This window comes from Enterobacter sp. LU1 (assembly GCF_008271405.2).
In the GTDB taxonomy this organism is placed as follows: Bacteria; Pseudomonadota; Gammaproteobacteria; order Enterobacterales; family Enterobacteriaceae; genus Enterobacter; species Enterobacter hormaechei_C.
Map to the genome: position 1 here is coordinate 3,735,624 of NZ_CP043438.2, position 25,886 is coordinate 3,761,509.

The window sequence follows — 25,886 nt, forward strand, 5'->3', positions numbered from 1 at the left end:
CGAATTATTTACCACCCATCTGTTTCTGGTGCTCGTCGAGGAACGCCTTCATCTCTTTTGGCCCCTGGTAGCCCGGCACCACGTAGCCGTTACTCAGCACAATGGCTGGCGTACCGCTCACGCCAAACTGTACGCCCAGCGCGTAGTGGTTAGCGATGTCGATATCGCAGGACGCGGGCTTCACGCCTTTGCCGTTCATCGCGTCATCAAAGGCCTTGTTGCGGTCTTTCGCACACCAGATCGCTTTCATATCCTGCTCAGGCTGGCTCTGCACGCCGGCGCGTGGGAAAGCCAGGTAACGCACGGTAATGCCCAGCGCGTTGTAGTCTTTCATCTCTTCATGCAGCTTGTGGCAGTAGCCGCAGGTGATGTCGGTGAAGACGGTAATAACGTGCTTTTCCTGCGCCGCTTTGTAGACAATCATCTCTTTTTCGAGCGCGTTCAGGTTTTTCATCAGCAGCTGGTTAGTGACGTTCACCGGCTGCGCGCCGCTCACGTCGTACATAGGCCCCTGAATGATGTGTTTGCCGTCTTCGGTCACGTACAGCACGCCGCTGTTGGTCAGCACCGTTTTCATGCCAGCCACCGGCGCTGGCTGGATCTCGCTGCTGGCGACGCCGAGTTTCGTCAGAGACTGTTTAATGGCGGCATCGTCCGCATGGGCAATACCGGAAACCGAAGCTGCCAGCAGGGTGAGCAGCGCTAAAGACTTTTTCATATTTGTTCCTGTAACAATTCGTCGGCACTCACGCGCGAGGGTGGTGCTGTTGGTGTAGCTGCCGCAGGCGTTCCGTCGCGACATGGGTGTATATTTGCGTCGTTGAAAGATCGCTGTGTCCAAGCAACATCTGCACCACGCGTAAATCAGCGCCGTGGTTTAACAGATGCGTCGCGAAGGCGTGACGCAAAACGTGCGGCGACAGCTTCTCACTGTCAATACCCGCCAGTGTGGCGTAATGTTTAATGCGATGCCAGAACGTTTGTCGCGTCATCTGCTGCGCGCGCTGGCTCGGGAACAATACATCTATGGAGACGCCGTTCAGCAGCCACGGACGCCCGTGTTCCAGATACGTCTCCAGCCAGTAGACCGCCTCTTCACCCAGCGGCACCAGCCGTTCTTTGTTCCCTTTACCGATAACGCGCACCACGCCCTGACGCAGGCTGATATCGCTCATCGTCAGGCCCACCAGCTCGGAAACGCGCAAGCCCGTGGCATACAATAGTTCAAGCATGGCTTTATCGCGTAACTCCAGCGGAAGGTCAACTGCGGGCGACTGTAATAATCTCTCAACTTGTGCTTCGCTGAGATCTTTTGGCAGCCGCTGAGGCAGTTTAGGCGATGCCAGCAGTGCGCTGGGGTCATCCGCGCGGATCTTCTCGCGGTACAGGTGCTGGAAGAGGCGGCGCATGGCGCTCAGCAGACGTGCAGAGCTGGTGGCTTTGTACCCCCCTTCCATCCGCTCAGCCAGTAACCCTTGCAGGTCATCGCTTTGCGCGCTTTCAAGCGTCAGCCCACGATGTGCCAGCCACTCGACCAGCAGCGTGAGATCCCGACGATAGGCGCTGAGCGTATTTTCAGCGAGGTTTTTCTCCAGCCACAGCGCGTCGAGAAACTGTTCGATGAGTGCGAGATCCTTTTCCACATCAGCCCCTTTGGTTCTGCAATCTGGCCATTATGCCTGAATGCCATCGGTTTCTGGTACACTACGCGCAAAGTCATAGCAAGAATTGAGATAGTTACGCGATGAATATTGGTCTGTTCTATGGTTCCAGCACCTGCTACACCGAAATGGCGGCGGAAAAAATTCGTGACATCATTGGCCCGGAACTGGTGACGCTGCATAACCTGAAAGATGACGCGGTTGCCTTGATGGAGCAGTACGATGTGCTCATTCTGGGTATCCCTACCTGGGACTTTGGTGAGATTCAGGAAGACTGGGAAGCCATCTGGGATCAGCTCGATTCAGTCAATTTTGAAGGCAAAATCATTGCGATGTACGGCATGGGCGACCAGTTGGGCTACGGGGAGTGGTTCCTTGACGCACTCGGCATGCTGCACGACAAACTGGCGCCAAAGGGCGCGACCTTTATCGGCTACTGGCCTACGGAAGGCTATGAGTTCACCAGTCAAAAACCGATTATTGCCGACGGTCAGCTGTTTGTCGGGCTCGCGCTGGATGAAACCAACCAGTACGATCTTAGCGACGAGCGCCTCCAGAGCTGGTGCGAGCAGATTCTGGGTGAGATGGCCGAGCAATTCAGCTGATTTACTCCTGCGTCGGCTGTTGCACGATCAACCGGCGCAGATCTCGCCACTCCGAAGGATCCATACTGTCTGCGGCCAGCCACAGGTGCTGGCGACGGTTATCCTCGACCCGACGCAGCCGTAGCATCATCCCGGTGTTAAGCATCCACGGCGTCCCCATCATCTCCCACTCTTTTCCCTGCCAGCGCAGGCGAGAATCCATCAGCAGCTTAATTTCACCCTGACGGGCGTTGATTCGACGCTGGCTGCGCACGCTGTCAAACACCACAAACGACAGCAATAGCAACCACAGAGGGGTATAGCTAAGCGGCCACGGCACCAATAACACCAGTGCCGCCACCAGACCGTGGAGCAGTAAGGACATCCACTGTGAGCGCCAGGAGACGCGAAGATCAGATTGCCACAGGACCACGTTCCTGATTCCGTGTTTGAATTAATTGCACCATCCGTTGCAACTCGGTGTCGGCGGGCTTGCCGTGATTCATCAGCCAGTTGAATAAATCCGGATCGTCAGACTCAAGCAGACGGACAAACAGGCGCTTATCGTCATCGCTTAAGCTGTCGTACTCATACTCGAAGAAAGGCATGATGGAGATATCAAGTTCACGCATGCCGCGACGGCACGCCCAGTGAATACGGGCCTTGTTGTTAATATCCATGTTCTGTTTCCTGCATTACGTTTGGCACAGTCGGTATCCCGTTTGGTATTCATTATTGCTCTCCGGGAACACCTGCTAGTGTAACGTGTTTTTGACCTTTTCTTTACTGGAATATTGCGAACCTCGAGCAGGCTCCCTGAATAATCCTTATAAAGACAGCGGATTACACTATTTTGCGTAGCGCCACGCATAACCGTTTAATGGCACGAATGGCCTGCTGAAAGCGCTTGCATTGAATACAGTCTCTTTTACCATTAGGTATTATCAAAGCGTTAAGCAATTCAGGACATCACTATGGCATTTACACCATTTTCTCCTCGCCAGCCCGCCGCCTCTGCGCGTCTGCCGCTGACGCTGATTACTCTTGATGACTGGGCACTGGCGACACTGACTGGTGCGGACAGTGAAAAATACCTGCAAGGCCAGGTCACGGCGGACGTGGCGCAGTTGACTGAGCACCAGCATCTGCTGGCCGCGCATTGCGATCCAAAAGGCAAAATGTGGAGCAACCTGCGTCTGTTCCGCCGTCAGGACGGATTCGCCTTTATTGAGCGCCGCAGCCTGCGTGACGCCCAGCTTAAAGAGCTGAAAAAATACGCGGTCTTTTCTAAAGTCACCATCGCCCCGGACGATGAACACGTTCTGCTGGGGGTCGCGGGTTTCCAGGCGCGTGCAGCGCTGAAAAACCTGTTTGCCGAGCTGCCGGATGCTAAAAAACAGCTGGTCAGCGAGGGAGCGACCTCCATTCTGTGGTTCGAACACCCGGCGGAGCGCTTCCTGCTGGTAACCGACGAAGCAACGGCGGAACGCGTCACTGACGCCCTGCGCGGTGAAGCACAGCTCAACAACAGCCAGCAGTGGCTGGCGCTGAACATCGAAGCGGGCCTGCCGGTGATTGACGCGGCAAACAGCGCGCAGTTTATCCCGCAGGCGACAAACATCCAGGCGCTGGGCGGTATCAGCTTTAAGAAGGGCTGCTACACCGGTCAGGAAATGGTGGCGCGTGCGAAATTCCGCGGCGCGAACAAACGCGCCCTGTGGACGCTGGCTGGTCACGCCAGCCGTGTGCCGGAAGCGGGTGAAGATCTTGAGATGAAGATGGGCGAAAACTGGCGCCGTACCGGCACCGTGTTAGCCGCCGTCCAGCTCGATGATGGCCGCCTGCTGGTGCAGGTTGTCATGAATAATGATATGGAGCCCGACAGCGTGTTCCGCGTGCGGGATGATGCAAACACGCTCAGCATTGAGCCGCTGCCGTATTCTCTGGAAGATTGATGCTGTATCGCCCGGTGGCGCTGCGCTTACCGGGCCTACGGTGTTGATATTCTCCCTCTCCCTGTGGGAGAGGGTCGGGGTGAGGGCATCAGGCCGCACCTTACAAAAAAACTACACCTGCCCAACATACAGATAAATTGCCAGGAAGTGGCACACGCTGCCGCCCAGCACAAAGCCGTGCCAGATGGCATGGTTGTACGGAATACGCTTGCAGACGTAGAAAATCACGCCCAGCGAGTAGACCACCCCGCCCACCGCCAGAAGCGTCACGCCCCCCACCGCCAGCTTAATAGCTAACTGATACACCACAATCAGCGACAGCCAGCCCATTGTCAGATAGGTAACCAGCGACAACACTTTAAACCGGTGCGCAATAGTCAGCTTAAACAGGATCCCCAGCAGCGCCAGGCTCCAGATCACAATCATCAGACCACGCGACAGCGGTGAGTTGAGCCCCACCAGCAAAAACGGCGTATAGGTACCCGCAATAAGAAGATAGATAGCGCAGTGGTCAAATTTCTTGAGCCATATCTTCGCCCGTTGATGCGGAATAGCGTGATACAGCGTTGAGGCCAGGAAAAGCAGGATCATACTCCCGCCATACAGACTGTAGCTGGTAATGGCCATCGCGCTGGCGTTGGTATCCACTGCCTGTACCAGCAATAACACTAAGCCGACAATCCCAAAAACCAGGCCAATGCCGTGGCTTATACTGTTGGCTACTTCCTCAGCCAGCGAATATCCCTGTGCGATTAATGGTCTGCTCACCATACTTAACTCCGGGAAAACAAAAGATGATTATTCATCGCCAGTCTATGCTAACTGAGAATGATTCCAGTGAACACCTGTTAGCTAAAATAAATCCACATTCAAGATTTATCCTTATAAATCAGCATAATGTAAAAACAATCCACCGTACAGGTGTAAATGATTTCATTAACATCTAAGTAATCAAGGAGATAAATCCGTCTCCCGCCCTTCGTCATCATGGTATGCTTCAGGAATAGTGTCCGACAGCGAGTTTAGCCATTGTGAGTATGTTCAGCCATTCCGCCATTGCCAGCCTCAACAATCTGGAAATGATGGTCTACAACTATGTCATTAAGAACCGCGATAAAGTGATGTACATGACCATCCGCGAGCTGGCGGATGCGGCGGGCGTTTCCACTACCACTATCCTGCGCTTCTGCCGCAAGCTCAACTGCGATGGTTACTCGGAATTTCGGGTGCGCTTTAAACTCTATCTGGAGCAGAACGAGCCGCAGCAGGCGAATTTTGGTGCCAGTGAAATCATCAGCTTCTTTAAAAGCGTAAATAACGAAGAGTTTGATGCGCTATTAGATAACGCGGTCGATATTATTTTATCATCTGAACGAATTATTTTTGTCGGTGCGGGCACCTCCGGATCGCTGGCAAAATATGGCGCACGTTTCTTTTCAAATATCGGGAAATTCAGTAACCATATCGACGATCCTTATTTCCCGGTCACTAACGACATGGCTAAAAATGCGCTGGCCATTGTACTCTCCGTCTCCGGCGAGACCGAGGAGATCCTGCGCTTCGCCAGCCAGTTCAGCCTGCACCACTGCAAGGTGCTCTCAGTCACCAGCCACGAACATTCACGTCTCGCAAAGCTGGCGGACTTTAACCTCTCCTGGCACGTACCGCAAACGCGCATTGGCGGCGTTTACGATATCACCACGCAAATTCCCGTCATCTATATTCTGGAATCATTAGGCCGGAAACTGGCGAAGAAATTAACAGAATAAAACATCCTGTTTTTTTGATGTGACAAATTACAATTTCCGCAAAATGTTATATCGTGACATTTAATTCCGCTTTGCTAGACTCGAAATCAATAAGTCCTGAATTGAGAATAGCAAAGATGAAAAAACTCACCTTACCGAAAGATTTTTTATGGGGCGGCGCGGTAGCGGCGCACCAGGTTGAAGGCGGCTGGAACAAAGGCGGCAAAGGGCCAAGCATCTGCGACGTGCTCACCGGCGGCGCACACGGCGTTCCGCGAGAAATCACGCAGGAAGTGATTGAAGGCAAATATTACCCCAACCACGAAGCCGTCGACTTCTACGGCCATTACAAAGAAGACATCAGGCTGTTTGCCGAGATGGGCTTCAAATGTTTCCGTACCTCCATCGCCTGGACGCGCATCTTCCCGAAAGGCGACGAAACTCAGCCAAACGAAGAGGGGCTGAAGTTTTACGACGACATGTTCGATGAACTGCTGAAGTACAACATCGAGCCGGTTATCACCCTCTCCCACTTTGAAATGCCGCTGCACCTCGTTCAGGAATATGGCGGATGGACCAACCGTAAAGTGGTCGATTTCTTTGTGCGCTTCTCGGAAGTGGTATTTGAGCGCTACAAAAATAAGGTCAAATACTGGATGACCTTCAACGAAATCAACAACCAGCGCAACTGGCGTGCGCCGCTGTTCGGCTACTGCTGCTCTGGTGTGGTCTATACCGAGCACGACAACCCGGAAGAGACCATGTACCAGGTGCTGCACCACCAGTTCGTGGCCAGCGCGCTGGCGGTGAAAGCCGCACGCCGCATTAACCCGGAAATGAAAGTCGGCTGCATGCTGGCGATGGTGGCGCTCTATCCGTACTCCTGCAAGCCAGAAGATGTCATGTTCGCTCAGGAATCCATGCGCGAGCGCTACGTCTTTACCGACGTACAGCTGCGCGGCTATTACCCGTCTTACGTGCTGAACGAGTGGGAGCGCCGTGGCTTCTCCATCAAAATGGAAGCTGGCGACGAGCAGATCCTGCGTGAAGGCACCTGCGATTACTTAGGTTTCAGCTACTACATGACCAACGCGGTCAAAGCGGAAGGCGGTACCGGTGACGCCATTTCCGGCTTCGAGGGCAGCGTGCCGAACCCACACGTCAAGGCGTCCGACTGGGGCTGGCAGATTGATCCGGTAGGCCTGCGCTATTCGCTGTGTGAACTGTACGAACGTTATCAGAAGCCGCTGTTTATCGTGGAAAATGGTTTCGGCGCCTACGACACCGTGGAAGAGGACGGCAGCATCAACGATGACTATCGCATCGACTACCTGCGCGCCCACGTGGAAGAGATGATGAAGGCGGTGACCTGGGATGGCGTGGATCTGATGGGCTACACGCCGTGGGGCTGCATCGACTGCGTCTCCTTCACCACCGGCCAGTACAGTAAGCGCTACGGCTTTATCTACGTAAACAAGCACGACGACGGTACCGGTGACATGTCCCGCTCCCGTAAGAAGAGCTTTGAGTGGTATAAAACCGTCATTGCCAGCAACGGCGAAACGCTGTAATGGCTCGCCCTCTCTGCAAGCGGAGAGGGCAAACCGCTTATCTTCCAGACACTTCTTTACAGCTTTTGCGTTGCCAAAATATGTTCGCCCGATAATATAGGCGTCCTGAATATTTGAGGCGAACATGATCAAGCGACAACGCAACGCTATCCTGCTTGTAGCCCTGGCCTGCCTGGTGGTGCTGATATGCACCGCCCAGCGGATGGCCGGGATGCACGCGCTTGTCATGAACGTCACCGCCACGAGCCAGTCTGTCCAGCAGGGGCAGGAGAGTACCGACGCACCGGTAACCCCGTGTGAGCTTAGCGCCAAGTCGCTGATGTCGGTCCCGCCTGTTTTGTTTGAAGGCGCCCTGATTGCCGTCACCCTGCTGCTGGCGTTGCTGGCAGCCAGTCCACCGCGCCGCGAACGGCAGTGGCCTCCCCGCGTTATCTCCCCGCCCCGGTTAAGGGTGCATCTGCGATTATGCGTCTTCCGTGAATGAGCCTTCGCCTGTTACTTCAGGTTAATTCATTATTTACGGAGAAAATTTATGTTTACTGTATTCAGGCGACTGCTGGTCTGCCTGCTTTGGCTATGGCTGCCCCTCAGCCAGGCTGCCGACAGCGGCTGGCTGCGCGCCGCCGATAATCAGCACGCCAGCGTCAGGCTGCGTGCGCAACCCGAAAGCACTGGCGAAACCCGCCTGCTGCTGGACGTCGCCCTGCAAAAAGGCTGGAAAACCTACTGGCGCTCGCCGGGCGAAGGCGGCGTCGCACCCGCGATTAAATGGCATCAGCCCGTCGAGGCGATCTGGCGCTGGCCTGTGCCGCAGCGTTTCGACGTCGCGGGCATCACCACGCAGGGCTACCACGGCGATGTCAGCTTTCCCATCACTCTGCGGGGCGACGTCCCGAAGATCCTGAGCGGCGTACTGACGCTCTCCACCTGTAGCAACGTCTGTATTCTTACCGACTACCCGTTTTCGCTGAACATGACCGCATCCGCAGGCGCCGGTTTTGATTACGATTTCAGTCGGGCCATGGGCACCCTTCCGCTCAGCGGCGGGTTGACCTCAACGCTTAACGCCACCTATGCCCCCGGCAAGCTGACCGTAACGGCGCAGCGTGACGCAGGCTGGCAGGCACCGTCCCTGTTTATCGACGGTATGGATGATGTTGATTTCGGCAAACCGGCCCTCACCGTTCGCGGTGACTCGCTGGTCGCCACCGTGCCCGTGACGGACAACTGGGGCGAGGCCGCGCCCAACCTCAGCGGCAAAACCCTGTCGCTGGTTCTGGCCGATAGCGGGCAGGCGCAGGAGTCCAGCCTGAGCATTCAGCCGGGGAACGCCGCGCCGACGCTCTCGTTAGGCTGGGTGCTGCTGATGGCGCTGGCGGGCGGTCTGATCCTTAACGTCATGCCCTGCGTACTGCCCGTGCTGGCCATGAAGCTAGGCACGCTGATGCAAACCGAACGGCAGGCGCGGGGTCAGGTACGCCGACAGTTTCTTGCGTCGGTAGCCGGGATCGTGATCTCGTTCCTCGCGCTGGCGCTGATGATGACGGTTTTACGCTTAGGCAATCAGGCGCTCGGCTGGGGGATCCAGTTCCAGAATCCGTGGTTTATTGGCGCGATGGCGCTGGTGATGGTGCTTTTCAGCGCCAGCCTGCTGGGGTTGTTTGAAATCCGTCTCCCTTCCGGCGCCAGCACCTTCATCGCCACGCGCGGCGGCAACGGGCTTGCGGGTCATTTCTGGCAAGGCGCGTTTGCCACGCTGCTGGCGACACCCTGCACCGCGCCGTTCCTGGGTACGGCGGTCTCGGTCGCGCTGGCGGCGCCGCTTCCCCTGCTGTGGGGGATCTTCCTGGCGATGGGTATCGGCATGAGCCTGCCGTGGCTGCTGGTGGCGGCCTGGCCGGGGCTGGCCCAGCGGTTGCCGCGTCCGGGACGCTGGATGAACGTCGTACGCGTAGTGCTGGGGATGATGATGCTCGGCTCATCGCTGTGGCTGCTGAGCCTGCTGACGGTGCACATTGGCAGCCTGCCCGTCATCACGCTGGGCGTGTTCCTGATCCTTACGCTGCTGCTGGTCACCGCCTGGCGCTACCGCTGGCAAACGGCACTGCGCGCCGGGGTATTAGCTGTAGTGGTGGCCGGGGCGGTCGCGTTTGTATCCGGTTCCGGCGGCGAGGGTTCCCGCCGCGATCGTATTCACTGGCAGCCGCTCAGCGAGCAGGCCATTGCCCGCGCGCTGGCGGAGAACAAACGGGTGTTCGTCGACGTGACCGCCGACTGGTGCGTGACCTGTAAAGCCAATAAATACAACGTGCTGCTGCGCGACGACGTGCAGGATGCGCTCTCCTCCCCGGACGTTGTCGCCCTGCGCGGCGACTGGAGCCGCCCCTCAGATACCATCAGCCAGTTCTTAACCACGCGCGGCAGCGCCGCCGTACCGTTTAACCAGATCTACGGACCGGGATTACCGCAGGGCCACGTGCTGCCTGCGTTGTTAAGCCGCGAAGCGGTGCTGAGCACCCTGTCCGATGCAAAAGGAAAATAACATGAGAGCCTTCGTTGCCTTACTTCTGCTGTCGTTATCAACGTTCGGTTTCGCCGCACCTTCTGATGACGCTTCCAGCGACCAGCTGGCAAAACTGCTGTTTAACGACCCCAACAGCCCGCGAACCGGCGCGACATCGCCGAAGCTGACCATCGTCTCCTTCACTGACTACAACTGCCCGTATTGCAAGCAGTTCGACCCAATGCTTGAGAAAATCGTGCAGGAAAATCCCGACGTGCAGCTCATCGTCAAACTGCTGCCGTTCAAGGGACAAAGCTCGGTAAATGCCGCGAAAGCGGCACTCTCAACGTGGCAGCAGGCGCCGGATAAATTCTGGGCGCTCCACCAGCGGCTGATGATGAAAAAGGGCTATCACGATGACGCCAGCATCGCCGCCGCGAAGGTAAAGACCGGAACGGACAGCATTAAAACGGATGATAAAACCATGGACAGCCTAAAGATGAACCTCATCCTGGCGCAGGTGCTGAATATTCAGGGTACCCCGGCGACCATTATCGGCGACCAGATGGTGGCGGGCGCAATCCCGTATGACGACCTGGAGGGGCTGGTCAAAGAACAGCTGGCAAACGCCCGTGGCAAGTAAGCTTCCGCGCCTGCTGCGCGAGCTGGGCGTGTGGCTGCTGATTGGCGTAGCCGTGAGCCTGGCGGTGGACTATTTCCGCCAGCCCGCGCTGCCGCAGAATTTCTCCGCGACGGCACTGCACACCCTCGACGGTCAGCCCGTCGATCTTATCGCCATGAGTAAGGAGCGACCGCTGCTGGTCTACGTCTGGGCGACATGGTGCGGCGTCTGCCGCTACACCACGCCGTCGGTGGCGGCGCTTTCCGCGGACGGGGGTAACGTGATGTCGGTTGCGCTGCGCTCGGGCAATAACGCGACGCTCGAAACCTGGATGAGGAAGAAGAAGGCGATGATGCCCACGGTCAACGACGCCAGCGGAGAACTGGCGCGTAAGTGGGATGTTAAGGTGACGCCAACGCTGGTGGTGATCTCTCACGGTGAAGTGAAGTCGATCACCACCGGCTGGACCAGCGGCTGGGGAATGCGCCTGCGGCTGTGGCTGGCGTCGTAGCGTTACTTCCCGCCAGCCAGCTCCAGGAAGCTACCGGTGACATAGGAGGCTTTGTCGCTCAGCAGCCAGACAATGGCCTGGGCGACCTCCACCGGCTGACCGCCACGCTGCATCGGTAACATCGACTTCACCCGATCCACACGCCCCGGCTCGCCGCCGGAGGCGTGAATATCGGTATAAATCAGGCCTGGCCGCACGCCGTTAACGCGAATGCCCTGCGCCGCCACCTCCAGCGCGAGGCCGGTGGTCAGGGAATCCACCGCCCCTTTTGAGGCGGCATAATCCACATATTCCCCCGGCGCGCCCAGCCGTGATGCCGCCGAGGAGACATTCACAATCGCGCCGCCCTTGCCGCCGTGTTTATGCGACATGCGCTTAACCGCTTCACGGCAACAGAGAAAATAGCCGGTGACGTTGGTAGCCAGCACGCGGTTAATACGTTCAGCGGAGAGGTTTTCGATCGTGGATTGTTCAAACAAAATCCCGGCGTTGTTCACCAGCGCGGCGAGCGGCTCACCTTCGCGATCGATGCTGTCGAACATCGCCATCACCTGCGCTTCATCGCTGATGTCCGCGCGCACGGCAAAGGCTTTACCACCCGCGTCCACGATCTGATTAATGACGTCCGTCGCGGCTTTGATGTTGTGATGAAAATTCACCGCAACGGTGTAGCCTTCGCTTGCCAGCTGTAGCGCGGTGGCTTTACCAATACCCCGGCTGGCGCCGGTGACCAGTGCAATTGCCATTCTTTTCTCCCAATAAAAAAGCCGGGTGGCGGCTTCGCCTTACCCGGCCTACGTTACTACAGGAACAACGTTACTGGTATTCGCTCATCGGTACGCAGGAGCAGAACAGGTTACGGTCGCCGTAAACATCATCAAGACGTTTCACGGTTGGCCAGTATTTGTTTGCCACACCTGCCGGGAAGACAGCCAGCTCGCGGGTATAACCGTGGTTCCACTCTGCCACCAGTTCGTTCTGTGTATGCGGCGCGTTCACCAGCGGGTTATCTTCCAGCGTCCACTCCCCGCCTTTCACGCGGTCGATTTCGCTGCGGATAGCCAGCATGGCGTCGATAAAGCGATCCAGCTCCACCTTGCTTTCAGATTCGGTCGGCTCAACCATCAGCGTTCCCGCAACCGGGAAGGACATGGTTGGCGCGTGGAAGCCGTAGTCGATCAGACGCTTGGCAATATCCAGCTCGCTGATGCCCGTCTCTTCTTTCAGAGGACGAATATCGAGGATGCATTCGTGCGCCACGCGACCGTCGCGGCCGGTATAGAGCACCGGATAGGCGTCCTTCAGACGCGTTGCGATGTAGTTGGCGTTGAGGATCGCCACCTGGCTGGCCTGCTTCAGCCCTTCCGCGCCCATCATGCGGATGTACATCCAGCTGATTGGCAGGATAGAGGCGCTGCCGAACGGTGCCGCGGAGACCGCGCCCTGACGGGTCAGCATGCCTTCAATCTGCACCACGCTGTGGCCCGGCACAAACGGTGCCAGGTGCGCCTTCACGCCGATAGGACCCATGCCCGGGCCGCCACCGCCGTGCGGAATGCAGAACGTTTTATGCAGGTTCAGGTGCGACACATCCGCGCCAATAAAGCCCGGAGAGGTGATGCCCACCTGGGCGTTCATGTTTGCGCCGTCGAGGTAAACCTGGCCGCCGAACTGATGCACCACTTCACACACTTCACGGATAGTTTCTTCGTACACGCCGTGGGTGGATGGGTAGGTCACCATGATGCAGGAGAGTTTGTCGCCCGCCTGCTCTGCTTTGGCGCGCAGGTCGGCCAGATCGATGTTGCCGTTTTTGTCGCACGCCACAACCACCACTTCCATTCCTGCCATCTGGGCAGAAGCCGGGTTGGTACCGTGGGCAGAGCTTGGGATCAGGCAGATATCGCGGTGGCCTTCATTGCGGCTTTCGTGATAGTGACGGATCGCCAGCAGACCAGCGTATTCACCCTGCGCACCGGAGTTCGGCTGCATGCAGAGCGCGTCGTACCCGGTCAGCTTCACCAGCCAGTCGGAGAGCTGGTTGATCATCATGTGATACCCTTCCGCCTGCTCAGCCGGGCAGAACGGGTGCAGCTCAGAGAATTCAGGCCAGGTAATTGGGATCATCTCAGCCGCGGCGTTCAGCTTCATGGTGCAGGAGCCCAGCGGGATCATCGCCTGGTTCAGCGCCAGATCTTTACGTTCCAGAGAGTGCATGTAACGCATCATCTCGGTTTCGCTGTGATAGCGGTTGAACACCGGGTGAGTCAGGATCGCGTCGTCGCGCAGCATGCTTTCCTGAATGGAGCGGCTGTCGAGCGCAACCTCTTTGTCGAGCGTATCAACGTCCAGACCGTGTGCATCATCCAGCAATACGTTGAACAGAGTCAGGATATCGTCACGGGTGATGCTTTCGTCCAGCGTAATGCCGACCGCATTGTGAATGTCGCTGCGCAGGTTGATTTGCGCTGCCTCGGCGCGCGCCAGCACGGCCGCTTTGTCTGCCACCTCGACGCACAGGGTATCGAAATAGTGTTCATGACGCAGTCTGAGACCTTTCTGTTGCAGACCGCAGGCCAGGATATCGGCCAGACGGTGGATGCGGCTGGCAATACGTTTCAGGCCAGCCGGACCGTGGAACACCGCGTACAGGCTGGCAATGTTAGCCAGCAGCACCTGCGAGGTACAGATGTTGGAGTTCGCTTTCTCGCGGCGGATATGCTGCTCGCGGGTCTGCATCGCCATGCGCAGCGCGGTGTTACCGGCGGCATCTTTCGATACGCCGATAATTCGGCCTGGCATGGAACGTTTAAATTCATCTTTCGCGCCAAAGAACGCCGCGTGCGGGCCGCCGTAGCCCATCGGCACGCCGAAACGCTGAGCTGAGCCGAAGACAATATCCGCGCCCTGTTTGCCTGGCGCCGTCAGCAGCACCAGCGCCATAAAATCAGCGGCGACGCTAACAATAACCTTACGGGATTTCAGCTCGGCGATCAGTGCGCCGTAGTCGTGCACTTCCCCGGTGGTGCCCACCTGCTGCAACAGCACGCCGAAGACGTCCTGGTGATCCAGCACTTTTTCAGCGTCGTCGACAATCACCTCAAAGCCGAAGGTTTCCGCACGGGTGCGCACCACGTCCAGCGTCTGGGGATGCACGTCCGCCGCCACGAAGAAGCGGTTGGCGTTTTTCAGCTTGCTCACGCGCTTCGCCATCGCCATCGCTTCGGCGGCGGCGGTCGCTTCATCCAGCAGCGAGGCAGAGGCGATATCCATACCGGTCAGATCCAGCGTCACCTGCTGGAAGTTCAGCAGCGCTTCCAGACGGCCCTGGGAGACTTCTGGCTGATACGGGGTATAAGCGGTGTACCAGCCCGGGTTTTCCAGCATGTTACGCAGGATCACCGGCGGTAGCTGCACGTTGGTGTAGCCCATGCCAATATAAGACTTATAGCGCTTGTTAAGGCCGGCGATGGCCTTCAGCTCCGCCAGCGCGGCGAACTCCGTCGTGGACTCGCCTACCTGCGGCGGCGTAGCAAGCTGGATGTCTTTTGGCACGATCTGGCCGATCAGTGCGTTTAATGAATCCGCGCCAACTGTTTTCAGCATCTCCTGCTGTTGCTGAGCATCCGGCCCAATGTGACGTTCAATGAAAGCGCCACGGTTTTCAAGCTGGCTTAAAGTCTGTGTCATGAGCGATGGTTCCTGAAACGTGCAGTGAATTTAAGTTCCCTCTCCCTTTGGGAGAGGGTTAGGGTGAGGGGAAGATTGGCACCCTCACCCCTGCCCTCTCCCAAAGGGAGAGGGGGATTACTGATTACTCGTCTTCTAACAGTGCTTCATACGCGGTCGCATCCAGCAGCGCGGCAACCTGCGCTTCGTCGCTGGCTTTGATCTTGAAGATCCAGCCGCCTTCATACGGTTCGCTGTTGACCAGCTCCGGGGAGTCGCTCAGCGCGTCGTTCACGGCAACAATTTCACCGCTCACCGGGGCGTAGATGTCAGAGGCCGCTTTAACGGATTCCGCCACCGCACAGTCGTCGCCTGCGCTCACGGTTGCGCCCACTTCCGGCAGGTCAACAAACACCATGTCGCCCAGCAGCTCCTGCGCGTGCTCGGTGATCCCAACGGTGTAAGTGCCGTCCGCCTCTTTGCGCAGCCACTCGTGTTCTTTGCTGTATTTCAGTTCTGCTGGCACATTGCTCATTGAAGTTCTCCTGATAAAAATAGTTAGGCGACCGGCTTACCGGCGCGAACAAAAATCGGTTTGGTCACGTTGACCGGCATTTCGCGGTTGCGGATCTGCACCACCGCCGTTTCGCCAATCCCCGCCGGCACGCGTGCCAGGGCAATACTGTAGCCGAGCGTCGGGGAGAACGTTCCGCTGGTGATCACGCCTTCGCGATGATTGCCATCGGCATCGGTGAAGCGTACAGGCAGCTCGCCGCGCAGAACGCCTTTTTCTTTCATCACCAGGCCGACCAGCTGTTCAGTGCCCTTCTCGCGCTGCATCTCCAGCGCTTCACGACCAATAAAATCACGGTCAGCCGGTTCCCACGCGATGGTCCAGCCCATGTTGGCCGCCAGCGGAGAGACGCCTTCGTCCATCTCCTGACCGTAGAGGTTCATCCCCGCTTCCAGACGCAGCGTATCGCGCGCGCCCAGGCCCGCAGGCTTCACGCCCGCCTCCACCAGCGCACGCCAGAAATCAGCGGCCTTCTCGTTTGGCATCGCAATTTCATAGCCCGCTTCACCGGTGTAGCCGGTGGTGGCGATAAACAGATCCCCCGCCTGCACGCCGAAGAATGGCTTCATGCCTTCGGTGGCTTTGCGCTGCTCGTCGCTGAAAAGAGAGGCGGCTTTCGCCTGGGCGTTTGGCCCCTGCACGGCAATCAGCGACAGATCGTCACGGACGGTGATGTCGATGGCATAAGGTTCAGCGTGTTGGGAAATCCAGGAAAGGTCTTTTTCGCGGGTGGCGGAGTTTACAACGAGGCGGAAGAAATCTTCAGTGAAGTAATAGACGATAAGGTCATCAATCACGCCGCCCGAGGCATTGAGCATGCCGGTATAGAGCGCTTTGCCCGGCGTCTTCAGTTTGGCGACGTCATTTGCCAGCAGATAACGCAAAAACTCCCGGGTGCGGCTACCGCGCAGGTCAACAATCGTCATATGAGACACGTCGAACATACCGGCATCGGTGCGCACCGCGTGGTGCTCATCAATCTGCGAGCCGTAGTGCAGCGGCATCATCCAGCCGTGGAAGTCCACCATGCGGGCGCCGCACAACACGTGCTGTTCGTACAAAGGAGTCTGTTGAGCCATCTTTTCCTCGTTGAAAAATTCACCGTGAAACCCGGTGTCGGCCTCGCGATCGAGGGCCGACGCAAACGTTCTCTTTTACCTGAACTTACCACCGAAACCGGCGGTTAACCATAAGGTAAAACGGGTCATCACATTAGCTTATGACCAAAAATCGCTGAAAAGCCTACAGAGTTATTCACTGGGAAAATGCGATTAAACCCGCATAAAATTAACAATGATCTAACAGAATTTAGCAGATGGTGATATTTCGTGCGGAAAAACGGGCCGAATTTCCGTAACATAAAAATAGTAAGATTAGATTTTCTAATGCGAAAAATGACGTGAAATTAGATTATTTCAAACGAGGAAATTTCCCCGGCGCGGAGGCCGGGAAAATAAAGTGTGACGGGGATCGAGATTAACGTAACCAGTCGGGAAGATCGTTGAGGCCCATTGCCTGACGAAGAAGCTGCGGTTTTACGCCGGGAAGAGTGTCGGCCAGCTTGAGGCCAATATCGCGCAGCAGTTTTTTCGCCGGATTCGCTCCGGCAAACAGCTCGCGGAAACCCTGCATCCCCGCCAGCATCATCGCCGCACTGTGTTTGCGGCTGCGCTCGTAGCGACGCAGATACAGATGCTGGCCAATATCTTTGCCTTCCCGATGCAGGCGACGCAGCTCTTCAACCAGCTCAGCCGCGTCCATAAAGCCGAGGTTCACCCCCTGCCCGGCCAGCGGATGAATGGTATGCGCCGCATCCCCCACCAGCGCCAGACGGTGCGCGGCAAACTGACGCGCGTAGCGACCGGTTAACGGAAACGTCTGGCGTTCGCTTTCAAGCATGCACAGGCCCAGACGGTTATCAAACGCCACGCATAGCGCCTGACTGAAGGCATCCGGCGTCGCCTCCTGCATCTGCTGCGCTTTCTCCGGCTCTAAGGACCAGACGATGGAGCAGAGATGCGGATCGGCAAGCGGCAGGAAGGCCAGAATGCCGTCATTATGGAAAATCTGGCGCGCCACGCCGCCGTGCGGCTCTTCGGTGCGGATTGTGGCCACCAACGCGTGATGGCGGTAATCCCAGAAGGTCAGCGGAATATCCGCTTTGTTACGCAGCCAGGAATTGGCGCCGTCGGCACCCACCACCAGACGCGCGGTCAGCATGTCGCCACTTTCAAGAGTGATAAACGCGTCGTTTTCGCCCCACGCCACCTGCTGGAGTTTCGCCGGTGCGATCAGCGTGACGTCGCTGCACTGCTGTGCTTTCTGCCACAGCGCGTGGTGGATCACCGCGTTTTCAACGATGTGTCCAAGGTGGCTATAGCCCATGCTTTCATCGTCAAACGCGATATGGCCGAAGCTGTCTTTGTCCCACACTTCCATGCCATGGTAACAGCTGGCACGCAGCGCCACGATTTCAGACCAGACGCCAAGGTGCGTCAGTAGCTTTTCGCTGGCGGCATTGATCGCCGAGACGCGCAGCTCCGGCGGTGCATCCTGCGCCACAGGCTGCGGCGCTTTTTGCTCAAGCACGGCCACGCGCAGGCCGCTGCCCTGTAAACCACAGGCCAGCGCCAGTCCTACCATTCCGCCGCCCACAATGGCGACATCAACATTTTGCACGGTCAATACTCCTTAACGCGCGACCCAACCCAGGGTCCGCTGCGCCAGCACGTCACGTGCCGGAATGAACAGTTCCATCGCCATCAGCCCAAGGTTGCGACCCGCAACCAGCGGTGCCCAGCGATTGGCAAACAGGTGGACTAAACCGTCGGTGACGCCAATGGTCGCCGCTTTGTCCGCCTGGCGTCGTTTCTGGTAATGGCTCAGCACTGAGTATGCGCCACAATCCTGTTGTTCGCTCCACGTCCGGGCCAGGAGCTCTGCCAGGCTTATCACGTCACGGAGGCCAAGGTTGAAGCCTTGACCGGCGATGGGGTGCAGCGTCTGCGCGGCGTTGCCGACCAGGGCGACGCGATGGGAGACAGTCTGCGATGCGGTCGTCAGCGCGAGCGGATAGGCCACGCGTTTTCCGGCATGGGTGATGCGCCCAAGCCGCCAGCCGAAGGCTTTTTGCAGCTCGGAACAAAAACGTTCGTCGGACCAGGAGAGAACCTCATCGGCCCGATCCTGCGCATGGCACCATACCAGCGAGCAGCGCCCGTTCGACATCGGCAGCATGGCCAGCGGGCCGTGCTCCGTGAAGCGCTCAAATGCCCTGCCGTTATGCGCGCCAGCCGTAGAGACGTTAGCGATGACCGCCGCCTGCCCATAGGGTTCAGAGCGCCATTCGACGCCGCACTGCGTGGCGATCGCGGAGCGTGAACCATCCGCCGCCACCAGCAGTTGCCCCTCCAGCGTGGTGCCGTTGTCCAGCGTCACGCTGACGGCCTCGTCACGGCGGCTAAAGCTGGCGACGCGCGCCGGACAGTGCAGCGTGACGCCAGGCGCGTCCTGTAACAGACGGAACAGCCGCAGCCCTACGTCATGCAGCTCGACAACCTGCCCCAGCGCCTCGATCCGATAATCGTGGGCATCCAGCGTCACAAACCCGGCATGCCCGCGATCGCTGACGTGAACGGTGCCGATCGCCGTCGCGCAATCCGCTATCGCCTGCCAGATCCCAATACGCGCAAGCTGCTGACAGGTCCCCTGCGCCAGCGCGATAGCGCGGGCGTCGAAACCGGGATGATCGGCCGCCTGCGGCGCGACCGCCTCGACGAGATGCACCGGAAGCTGGCCCTGGGTTAACTGCGAAATAGCCAGCGCCAGAGTAGCGCCGGTCATGCCTCCGCCAACGATGATTACGCTCATCCGCGTGCCGCCGCCATCAGCGCCTCGATGTCGTCAGCTTTTTTCACCACGGTCGCGGTCAGGTTTTCGTTACCGGTTTCGGTGATGACGATATCATCTTCAATACGAATGCCGATCCCGCGGTACTGTTCCGGCACGTCGGCATCCGGCGCGATGTACAGCCCCGGCTCAACGGTCAGCACCATGCCAGGCTCCAGCACGCGCGAACGTTCCGGACCGTATGCCCCGACGTCATGCACATCCAGCCCCAGCCAGTGGCTCAGGCCGTGCATAAAGTACGGACGATGGGCGTTTTCGGTTATAAGGGTGTCCACATCGCCTTTCAGAATGCCGAGCTTCACCAGCCCGGTAATCATGATGCGTACCACCTCGCCCGTAACCTCCTGAATGGAGGTGCCAGGGCGGAACAGCGTCAGCGCGGTCTCCAGAGACTCAAGCACGATGTCATAGATTTCACGCTGCGCGGTGGTGAATTTACCGTTCACCGGGAAGGTACGGGTGATGTCGCCCGCGTAACCCTGATATTCACAGCCGGCGTCAATCAGCACCAGATCGCCGTCGCGCAGTTCACTTTCGTTTTCGGTGTAGTGCAGAATGCAGCCATTTTCCCCGCCGCCTACGATGGTGTTATAGGACGGGAAGCGCGCGCCGTGACGGTTAAATTCATGGTGAATTTCGCCTTCAAGCTGGTACTCGAACATACCGGGACGGCACTTTTCCATGGCGCGGGTATGCGCCAGGGCGCTGATTTCGCCCGCGCGGCGCATCACGTTCAGCTCTTCTTCAGACTTGAACAGGCGCATCTCATGCACCATCGGTCGCCAGTCCGTCAGGGTGGCGGGTGCAGACAAATTCTGACGTGAGCCTTTACGCAGCTTATCCAGCGCGGTGAAAACAATGTCATCCGCATACGCGTATTCGCCCTGGGCGTGATAGAGCACGTCCAGACCGTTCAGCAGTTGGTAGAGCTGCTGGTTGATTTCGCTGTAAGCCAGCGCGCGGTCCACGCCCAGTTTTTCTGGCGCCGCCTCCTGCCCTAAGCGGCGACCAAACCAGATTTCCGCGGTCAGATCGCGCACGCGGTTAAAAATCACGCTGTGGTTGTGGGTGTCATTGCTTTTAATCAGCACCAGTACCGCTTCCGGCTCGTTAAACCCGGTGAAGTACCAGAAATCACTGCTCTGGCGATAGGGGTATTCGCTGTCGGCGCTGCGCGTCGCTTCCGGCGCGGCGAAAATCAGGGCAGCGCTTCCCGGCTGCATTTTTGCCAGCAGCGCCTGACGACGGCGAGAATACTCTTGACTGGAGATAACCATGACACCCTCCTGTGCGTTATTTTTCTTAGTGTAATGTTGGCTTGCGAACTTCCGGCGCGGTCGGCTGCGAGCGCGTAAAGTGGTCGTGGCACAGCAGAGACGCCACGCGCACGTACTCGATAATCTCTTCGAGAGACATCTCCAGCTCTTCCTGGTCTTCGTCTTCATCGTAGCCGAGCTGGGCGATATTACGCAGATCGTCGATCGCTTCACCCGCTTCGCCGGTCACTTTATCCAGTTTAGGCTGGGTTACGCCCAGGCCAAGCAGATAGTGGTTTACCCAACCCGCGAGCGCATCGGCGCGATCGAACACGCTGACATCGTCGCCTTCAGGCAGATAAAGCTGAAAAAGAAAGCCATCGTCTTCCAGGGAATCGCTGGTTGCGGCGTGCATTTTACGCAGCGCTTCCGCCAGTTCGTGGCCAAACGCCAGCCCTTCGTTGGTGAGGTCGTGGATCAGCGGCTGCCATGAGCTGTCGCTGTTTCCGCCGCACAGTATGCCGCTGATCAGACCGTGCATTTCGGCAGGGGTCAGACCGACTCCCTGCTGGTTCAGTAACTGGTTTAAATCCTTGTAACCAGGCATTTCGTTCTGTATAGACATACGCATTCGTCATCAAAGGGAGGATATTCATGATATGCTACCACTTTGGACCCTGGTGATACCAGAAAAGGGCTTGTATCTTCACATCAGGGTAGCTATAGTGTCGCCCCTTCGCAGCCCCCGGGGCAGTAAGCGAAGGCAGCGCAGTCAATCAGCAGGAAGGTGGCATGTCTGCACAACCCGTCGATCTCCAGATTTTTGGCCGTTCACTGCGAGTGAATTGTCCGCCTGAACAAAGGGATGCCTTGAATCAGGCTGCGGACGATTTGAATCAGCGGTTGCAAGATCTAAAAGAACGCACTAGAGTCACAAATACTGAGCAGCTGGTTTTCATCGCCGCGTTGAACATCAGCTATGAACTGACTCAGGAAAAAGCGAAGACCCGCGATTACGCGGCAAGCATGGAGCAGCGCATTAAAATGCTCCAGCAGACCATAGAACAGGCATTGCTTGATCAAGGTCGCAGTCCCGAAAGACCGGGACCAAAGTTTGAATAACACTTCTCAGTTGACTATGGTAGAGTAACTGTGAAGACAAAATTTCTCTGAGATGTTCGCAAGCGGGCCAGTCCCCTGAGCCGATATTTCATACCACAAGAATGTGGCGCTCCATGGTTGGTGAGCATGCTCGGTTCGTCCGAGAAGCCTTAAAACTATGACGACACATTCACCTTGAACCAAGGGTTCAAGGGTTACAGCCTGCGGCGGCATCTCGGAGATTCCCTCTCTTTTCTTCTACCGACTACCATGACTCAACTCCCTGAAGTTTCTGCTTCACGCCAGGACATCCGTCAGCTTATTCGCCAGCGTCGTCGCGCCCTAAGCGCCGAGCAACAGGCACAGTTTGCCCAGCAGGCCGCCGCCCGCATGATGGCCTATCCGCCTGTGGTGATGGCAAACACCGTCGCCCTGTTTCTCTCGTTTGATGGTGAGCTGGATACCCAACCGCTTATCGACCAGCTCTGGCGCGCCGGGAAAAAAGTTTACCTGCCGGTTCTGCATCCCTTTAGCCCGGGCAATCTGCTGTTTCTGCACTACCATCCGCACAGCGAGCTGGTGGTAAATCGTCTGAAAATCACCGAACCCAAACTCGACGTGCGCGACGTGCTCCCGCTTTCCGGGCTGGATGTGCTGATTACACCGCTGGTGGCGTTTGACGAGCAGGGCCAGCGATTGGGCATGGGCGGGGGATTCTATGACAGGACGCTACAAAACTGGCAGCAGTACGGATTGCAGCCGGTGGGGTATGCGCATGATTGCCAGGGCGTGGAGGCATTACCCGTAGAGAAATGGGATGTGCCGTTGCCGGCGGTGGTGACGCCCAGTAAAACCTGGACCTGGTAGAACAAAGCCGGGTGGCGGCTACGCCTTACCCGGCCTACATAAATCCTCGAACATTACAGGTCGGGTAAGCGTAAGCGCCACCCGACACACAAACCGCACGACAACTGTAGGTCGGGTAAGGCGCAGCCGCCACCCGACGCCACAAACTGCACCATCAGTACAACAGGCGCGCGCGAATCGTCCCCGGAATGGCCTTCATGCTCTGCAATGCTTTCTCGGCGATGTCTTCATCCGCTTCGATATCAATCACCACATAACCCATCTGCGAGTTAGTTTGCAGATACTGCGCGGCAATGTTAACGCCCTGCTCGGCAAAGATCTGGTTGATGGCGGTCAGCACGCCAGGACGGTTTTCGTGGATGTGCAGCAGACGACGCCCACCGTGCAGCGGCAGAGACACCTCCGGGAAGTTCACCGCAGAGAGCGTTGAACCGTTGTCGGAATATTTGCTCAGTTTACCCGCCACTTCCAGGCCGATATTCTCCTGCGCTTCCTGAGTAGAACCGCCGATGTGCGGCGTCAGGATCACGTTGTCGAACTCGCACAACGGAGAAGTGAACGGATCGCTGTTGGTGGCCGGTTCCGTCGGGAATACGTCAATCGCCGCACCCGCCAGATGCTTACGCTTCAGCGCGTCGCACAGTGCAGGAATATCGACCACCGTACCGCGCGCGGCGTTGATCAGCAGAGAGCCCGGCTTCATCAGCGCCAGCTCTTCCGCCCCCATCATGTTTTTGGTGGACGCATTTTCCGGCACGTGCAGGCTGACCACGTCGCTCATGTTCAGCAGGTCTGAAAGATGCTGCACCTGCGTCGCGTTACCCAGCGGCAGCTTGCTTTCGATATCGTAGAAAAACACGTGCATGCCGAGGGATTCCGCCAGAATACCGAGCTGCGTACCGATGTGGCCGTAACCGATAATCCCGAGCTTTTTACCACGCGCTTCGTAGGAGCCCGCAGCCAGCTTATTCCACACGCCGCGGTGCGCTTTGGCGTTAGCTTCCGGAATGCCGCGAAGGAGCAGCAGCAGCTCGCCAATCACCAGCTCCGCCACGGAACGGGTGTTAGAGAACGGCGCGTTAAAGACCGGGATACCACGTTTTGCGGCGGCATTCAGATCAACCTGGTTGGTGCCGATGCAGAAACAGCCAATCGCCACCAGCTTTTCCGCCGCAGCAATAACGTCTTCAGTCAGTTGGGTACGGGATCGCAGGCCAATGAAATGGGCATCACGGATGGACGCTTTCAGCTCTTCAGTGTCCAGCGCGCCTTTGTGAAATTCGATGTTGGTGTAGCCTGCTGCGCGAAGGCTATCGAGCGCTTTCTGGTGCACGCCTTCAACCAGCAGGAATTTAATCTTGTCTTTCTCCAGTGATACCTTTGCCATTTACCCGACCCTGTTTTTATCTGAACTGATGTTGTGCTGGATATAAATCCCGTGCAGCCAACATATCAAAAAAAACTATTGCAGCAATATGAACGTTTGCGTCGGCACTCTGAAGAAAAGTCATACAGAGCAAAATGGCAGAGGAAAATGCTGCGGAAAATTACGAACGTGGCAGGATCGGCAAAAGAGGCGGAAAAACGTGACACAAGTCACCGAATTTAGCTTTTCAAAAATTTTTTAGCGGGGGGAGCGCTCCCCCCGTCAGATCATTTTACGATGGTTTTTACACCGTCAGCCGTGCCGATCAGCGCCACGTCCGCGCCACGGTTGGCAAATAACCCTACGGTAACGACGCCTGGAATGCCGTTGATCGCATTTTCCAGCGCAATGGCATCGAGGATCTCAAGGCCGTGAACGTCGAGGATCACGTTGCCGTTGTCGGTCACCACACCCTGACGGTATTCCGGACGACCACCCAGCTTCACCAGTTGACGTGCCACGGCGCTGCGCGCCATCGGGATCACTTCGACCGGCAGCGGGAAATTCCCCAGAATGTCGACCTGCTTGGAGGCGTCCGCGATGCAGATGAACTTATCCGCAACGGAGGCAATGATCTTCTCGCGCGTCAGCGCCGCGCCGCCGCCTTTGATCATCTGCATATGGCCGTTGATTTCATCCGCGCCATCAACGTAAATGCCCAGACGGTCCACTTCGTTGAGGTCGAAAACGGTGATGCCGAGACTTTTCAGCTTTTCCGTGGAAGCATCGGAGCTGGAAACCGCGCCCTCGATCTGCCCCTCCATCGTGCCCAGCGCATCGATAAAGTGCGCCGCCGTCGACCCCGTACCAACACCGACAATGGTACCCGGCTGTACGTACTGGAGAGCGGCCCATCCTACTGCTTTTTTCAGTTCATCCTGCGTCATGATCGTTTTGCCTGTGGTGTGAAAACTCAGGGCGCATTATAGAACACGTCGAATGGATTTCGTCTGCCACGAAGGGAAAATTGTGTCATAGTGCAGATTAAGCAAAATTAAGGAGTCAGCCAGAGCAATGAAACGTCCGGACTACAGAACACTACAGGCACTTGATGCAGTTATTCGTGAACGCGGTTTTGAGCGCGCGGCGCAAAAACTGTGCATCACCCAGTCCGCCGTATCACAGCGTATCAAACAGCTTGAAAACATGTTCGGGCAGCCGCTGCTGGTGCGTACCGTGCCGCCGCGTCCGACGGAGCAAGGACAAAAGCTCCTCGCCCTGCTGCGGCAGGTTGAACTGCTGGAAGATGAGTGGCTGGGCGATGAACAGACCGGCTCCACGCCGCTGCTACTGTCGCTGGCGGTGAACGCCGACAGTCTGGCAACCTGGCTGCTGCCGGCCCTTGCGCCGGTGCTGGCCGACTCGCCTATCCGCCTGAACCTCCAGGTTGAAGATGAAACCCGCACCCAGGAGCGCCTGCGCCGTGGCGAAGTGGTTGGGGCGGTCAGTATTCAGCCTCAGGCGTTGCCAAGCTGTCTGGTGGATCAGCTGGGCGCGCTGGATTACCTGTTTGTCGGTTCAAAAGCTTTTGCCGAGCGCTACTTCCCGAACGGTGTGACCCGCGCCGCGCTGCTGAAAGCGCCTGCCGTCGCGTTCGACCATCTGGACGATATGCATCAGGCCTTCCTGCAACAAAACTTCGATCTGCCGCCGGGCAGCGTGCCGTGTCATATCGTTAACTCGTCCGAAGCCTTCGTACAGCTCGCGCGTCAGGGAACCACCTGCTGCATGATCCCGCATTTGCAGATTGAGAAAGAGTTGAAAAGCGGTGAGCTGATTGATTTAACCCCGGGGCTGTATCAGCGCCGGATGCTGTACTGGCACCGTTTTGCGCCGGAAAGCCGCATGATGCGCAACGTCACTGACGCACTGCTGGCGTTTGGGCATAAGGTTTTGAGGCAGGATTAAAAGAAAAGCCGGGTGGCCGCT

At 57.5% G+C, this 25,886-nt stretch carries 26 protein-coding genes and 1 other RNA gene; 12 read left to right on the forward strand and 15 right to left on the reverse strand.

All coding sequences use genetic code 11. The features are described 5' to 3' along the window. Window positions 1-4: 4 nt before the first annotated feature. The gene (gene dsbC / locus FZF21_RS17845) at window positions 5-718 is read right to left on the reverse strand and encodes a bifunctional protein-disulfide isomerase/oxidoreductase DsbC (RefSeq protein WP_015571792.1); all 714 of its coding nucleotides are present in this window, start codon (window positions 716-718) and stop codon (window positions 5-7) included. Between the two features lie 28 nt (window positions 719-746). Then, a complete protein-coding gene (xerD, locus tag FZF21_RS17850; protein ID WP_003863442.1) occupies window positions 747-1,643 on the reverse strand; it encodes a site-specific tyrosine recombinase XerD in 897 nt (298 codons plus the stop codon). Window positions 1,644-1,744: 101 nt separating this feature from the next. On the opposite strand from xerD, the gene fldB reads away from it, so the two are divergent. Next, a complete protein-coding gene (fldB, locus tag FZF21_RS17855; protein ID WP_015571793.1) occupies window positions 1,745-2,266 on the forward strand; it encodes a flavodoxin FldB in 522 nt (173 codons plus the stop codon). A gap of 1 nt (window position 2,267) precedes the next feature. Here fldB and FZF21_RS17860 read toward each other — a convergent pair whose 3' ends face one another. Next, the gene (locus tag FZF21_RS17860) at window positions 2,268-2,678 is read right to left on the reverse strand and encodes a protein YgfX (RefSeq protein ID WP_047738334.1); all 411 of its coding nucleotides are present in this window, start codon (window positions 2,676-2,678) and stop codon (window positions 2,268-2,270) included. Then, window positions 2,659-2,925 (reverse strand): FAD assembly factor SdhE, encoded by a 267-nt coding sequence (gene sdhE / locus FZF21_RS17865; RefSeq protein WP_003863437.1) that lies wholly within the window; start codon window positions 2,923-2,925, stop codon window positions 2,659-2,661. The genes FZF21_RS17860 and sdhE overlap by 20 nt, the downstream gene beginning before the upstream one ends. A 294-nt stretch (window positions 2,926-3,219) precedes the next feature. Between sdhE and ygfZ the strand changes: the two genes are divergently transcribed. Further along, complete coding sequence (ygfZ, locus tag FZF21_RS17870) at window positions 3,220-4,200, forward strand: tRNA-modifying protein YgfZ (RefSeq protein ID WP_017692714.1); 981 nt, start codon at window positions 3,220-3,222, stop codon at window positions 4,198-4,200. Window positions 4,201-4,311: 111 nt separating this feature from the next. Here the strand turns inward: ygfZ and FZF21_RS17875 are convergent, their stop codons facing one another. Next, entirely contained in the window at window positions 4,312-4,971 is a 660-nt protein-coding gene (locus tag FZF21_RS17875; protein WP_003863433.1) for a hemolysin III family protein, read from the reverse strand. Between the two features lie 266 nt (window positions 4,972-5,237). Between FZF21_RS17875 and FZF21_RS17880 the strand changes: the two genes are divergently transcribed. The 6 genes from FZF21_RS17880 to FZF21_RS17905 all read left to right on the forward strand — a co-directional run bounded on the left by FZF21_RS17880 (window position 5,238) and on the right by FZF21_RS17905 (window position 11,155). Continuing rightward, entirely contained in the window at window positions 5,238-5,969 is a 732-nt protein-coding gene (locus tag FZF21_RS17880; RefSeq protein ID WP_015571796.1) for a MurR/RpiR family transcriptional regulator, read from the forward strand. Window positions 5,970-6,085: 116 nt separating this feature from the next. After that, window positions 6,086-7,519 (forward strand): 6-phospho-beta-glucosidase BglA, encoded by a 1,434-nt coding sequence (gene bglA, locus FZF21_RS17885; RefSeq protein ID WP_017382891.1) that lies wholly within the window; start codon window positions 6,086-6,088, stop codon window positions 7,517-7,519. A gap of 124 nt (window positions 7,520-7,643) precedes the next feature. Beyond that, entirely contained in the window at window positions 7,644-8,003 is a 360-nt protein-coding gene (locus tag FZF21_RS17890) for a hypothetical protein (RefSeq protein ID WP_003863427.1), read from the forward strand. Between the two features lie 48 nt (window positions 8,004-8,051). Next, window positions 8,052-10,061: a protein-disulfide reductase DsbD domain-containing protein gene (locus FZF21_RS17895; RefSeq protein WP_063945986.1), complete on the forward strand. Its 2,010-nt coding sequence runs from the start codon at window positions 8,052-8,054 to the stop codon at window positions 10,059-10,061. 1 nt (window position 10,062) lies between these two features. Continuing rightward, a complete protein-coding gene (locus FZF21_RS17900; RefSeq protein ID WP_045141943.1) occupies window positions 10,063-10,665 on the forward strand; it encodes a DsbA family protein in 603 nt (200 codons plus the stop codon). Continuing rightward, on the forward strand, window positions 10,655-11,155 hold the full coding sequence (locus FZF21_RS17905) for a protein disulfide oxidoreductase (protein ID WP_045327259.1): 501 nt from the start codon (window positions 10,655-10,657) through the stop codon (window positions 11,153-11,155). Before FZF21_RS17900 ends, FZF21_RS17905 begins: the two co-directional genes overlap by 11 nt. Window positions 11,156-11,157: 2 nt before the next feature. Here FZF21_RS17905 and FZF21_RS17910 read toward each other — a convergent pair whose 3' ends face one another. The 8 genes from FZF21_RS17910 to FZF21_RS17945 form a co-directional block, all read right to left on the reverse strand. Beyond that, window positions 11,158-11,901, reverse strand: coding sequence for an SDR family oxidoreductase (locus FZF21_RS17910; RefSeq protein ID WP_045327261.1), 744 nt, complete (start codon window positions 11,899-11,901; stop codon window positions 11,158-11,160). Between the two features lie 70 nt (window positions 11,902-11,971). Continuing rightward, window positions 11,972-14,845 carry an aminomethyl-transferring glycine dehydrogenase gene (gene gcvP, locus FZF21_RS17915; RefSeq protein WP_047738329.1) on the reverse strand — a complete coding sequence of 958 codons (2,874 nt, stop codon included), beginning with the start codon at window positions 14,843-14,845 and terminating at the stop codon, window positions 11,972-11,974. A gap of 124 nt (window positions 14,846-14,969) precedes the next feature. Further along, complete coding sequence (gene gcvH / locus FZF21_RS17920) at window positions 14,970-15,359, reverse strand: glycine cleavage system protein GcvH (RefSeq protein WP_006811885.1); 390 nt, start codon at window positions 15,357-15,359, stop codon at window positions 14,970-14,972. 23 nt (window positions 15,360-15,382) lie between these two features. Then, window positions 15,383-16,477: a glycine cleavage system aminomethyltransferase GcvT gene (gene gcvT / locus FZF21_RS17925; RefSeq protein ID WP_003860107.1), complete on the reverse strand. Its 1,095-nt coding sequence runs from the start codon at window positions 16,475-16,477 to the stop codon at window positions 15,383-15,385. Window positions 16,478-16,874: 397 nt separating this feature from the next. Further along, on the reverse strand, window positions 16,875-18,077 hold the full coding sequence (ubiI, locus tag FZF21_RS17930; protein WP_023295388.1) for an FAD-dependent 2-octaprenylphenol hydroxylase: 1,203 nt from the start codon (window positions 18,075-18,077) through the stop codon (window positions 16,875-16,877). 12 nt (window positions 18,078-18,089) lie between these two features. After that, a complete protein-coding gene (ubiH, locus tag FZF21_RS17935; RefSeq protein WP_045340102.1) occupies window positions 18,090-19,268 on the reverse strand; it encodes a 2-octaprenyl-6-methoxyphenyl hydroxylase in 1,179 nt (392 codons plus the stop codon). Continuing rightward, window positions 19,265-20,578: a Xaa-Pro aminopeptidase gene (gene pepP, locus FZF21_RS17940; RefSeq protein ID WP_126543299.1), complete on the reverse strand. Its 1,314-nt coding sequence runs from the start codon at window positions 20,576-20,578 to the stop codon at window positions 19,265-19,267. Before pepP ends, ubiH begins: the two co-directional genes overlap by 4 nt. A gap of 31 nt (window positions 20,579-20,609) precedes the next feature. After that, window positions 20,610-21,188 carry a YecA family protein gene (locus FZF21_RS17945; RefSeq protein WP_072253007.1) on the reverse strand — a complete coding sequence of 193 codons (579 nt, stop codon included), beginning with the start codon at window positions 21,186-21,188 and terminating at the stop codon, window positions 20,610-20,612. Window positions 21,189-21,355: 167 nt separating this feature from the next. On the opposite strand from FZF21_RS17945, the gene zapA reads away from it, so the two are divergent. From zapA to FZF21_RS17960, 3 genes are all read left to right on the forward strand, one after another. Further along, complete coding sequence (gene zapA, locus FZF21_RS17950) at window positions 21,356-21,685, forward strand: cell division protein ZapA (protein ID WP_003860096.1); 330 nt, start codon at window positions 21,356-21,358, stop codon at window positions 21,683-21,685. Window positions 21,686-21,726: 41 nt separating this feature from the next. After that, a non-coding RNA gene (ssrS, locus tag FZF21_RS17955) (6S RNA) lies at window positions 21,727-21,910 on the forward strand. Window positions 21,911-21,934: 24 nt separating this feature from the next. Then, window positions 21,935-22,531 (forward strand): 5-formyltetrahydrofolate cyclo-ligase, encoded by a 597-nt coding sequence (locus FZF21_RS17960; protein ID WP_017692706.1) that lies wholly within the window; start codon window positions 21,935-21,937, stop codon window positions 22,529-22,531. 154 nt (window positions 22,532-22,685) lie between these two features. Here FZF21_RS17960 and serA read toward each other — a convergent pair whose 3' ends face one another. After that, complete coding sequence (gene serA, locus FZF21_RS17965; RefSeq protein ID WP_017692705.1) at window positions 22,686-23,918, reverse strand: phosphoglycerate dehydrogenase; 1,233 nt, start codon at window positions 23,916-23,918, stop codon at window positions 22,686-22,688. 266 nt (window positions 23,919-24,184) lie between these two features. Beyond that, window positions 24,185-24,844: a ribose-5-phosphate isomerase RpiA gene (gene rpiA, locus FZF21_RS17970; protein WP_045327264.1), complete on the reverse strand. Its 660-nt coding sequence runs from the start codon at window positions 24,842-24,844 to the stop codon at window positions 24,185-24,187. A gap of 127 nt (window positions 24,845-24,971) precedes the next feature. Between rpiA and argP the strand changes: the two genes are divergently transcribed. Continuing rightward, entirely contained in the window at window positions 24,972-25,865 is an 894-nt protein-coding gene (gene argP, locus FZF21_RS17975; protein ID WP_003860089.1) for a DNA-binding transcriptional regulator ArgP, read from the forward strand. The last annotated feature ends 21 nt before the right edge of the window (window positions 25,866-25,886 follow it).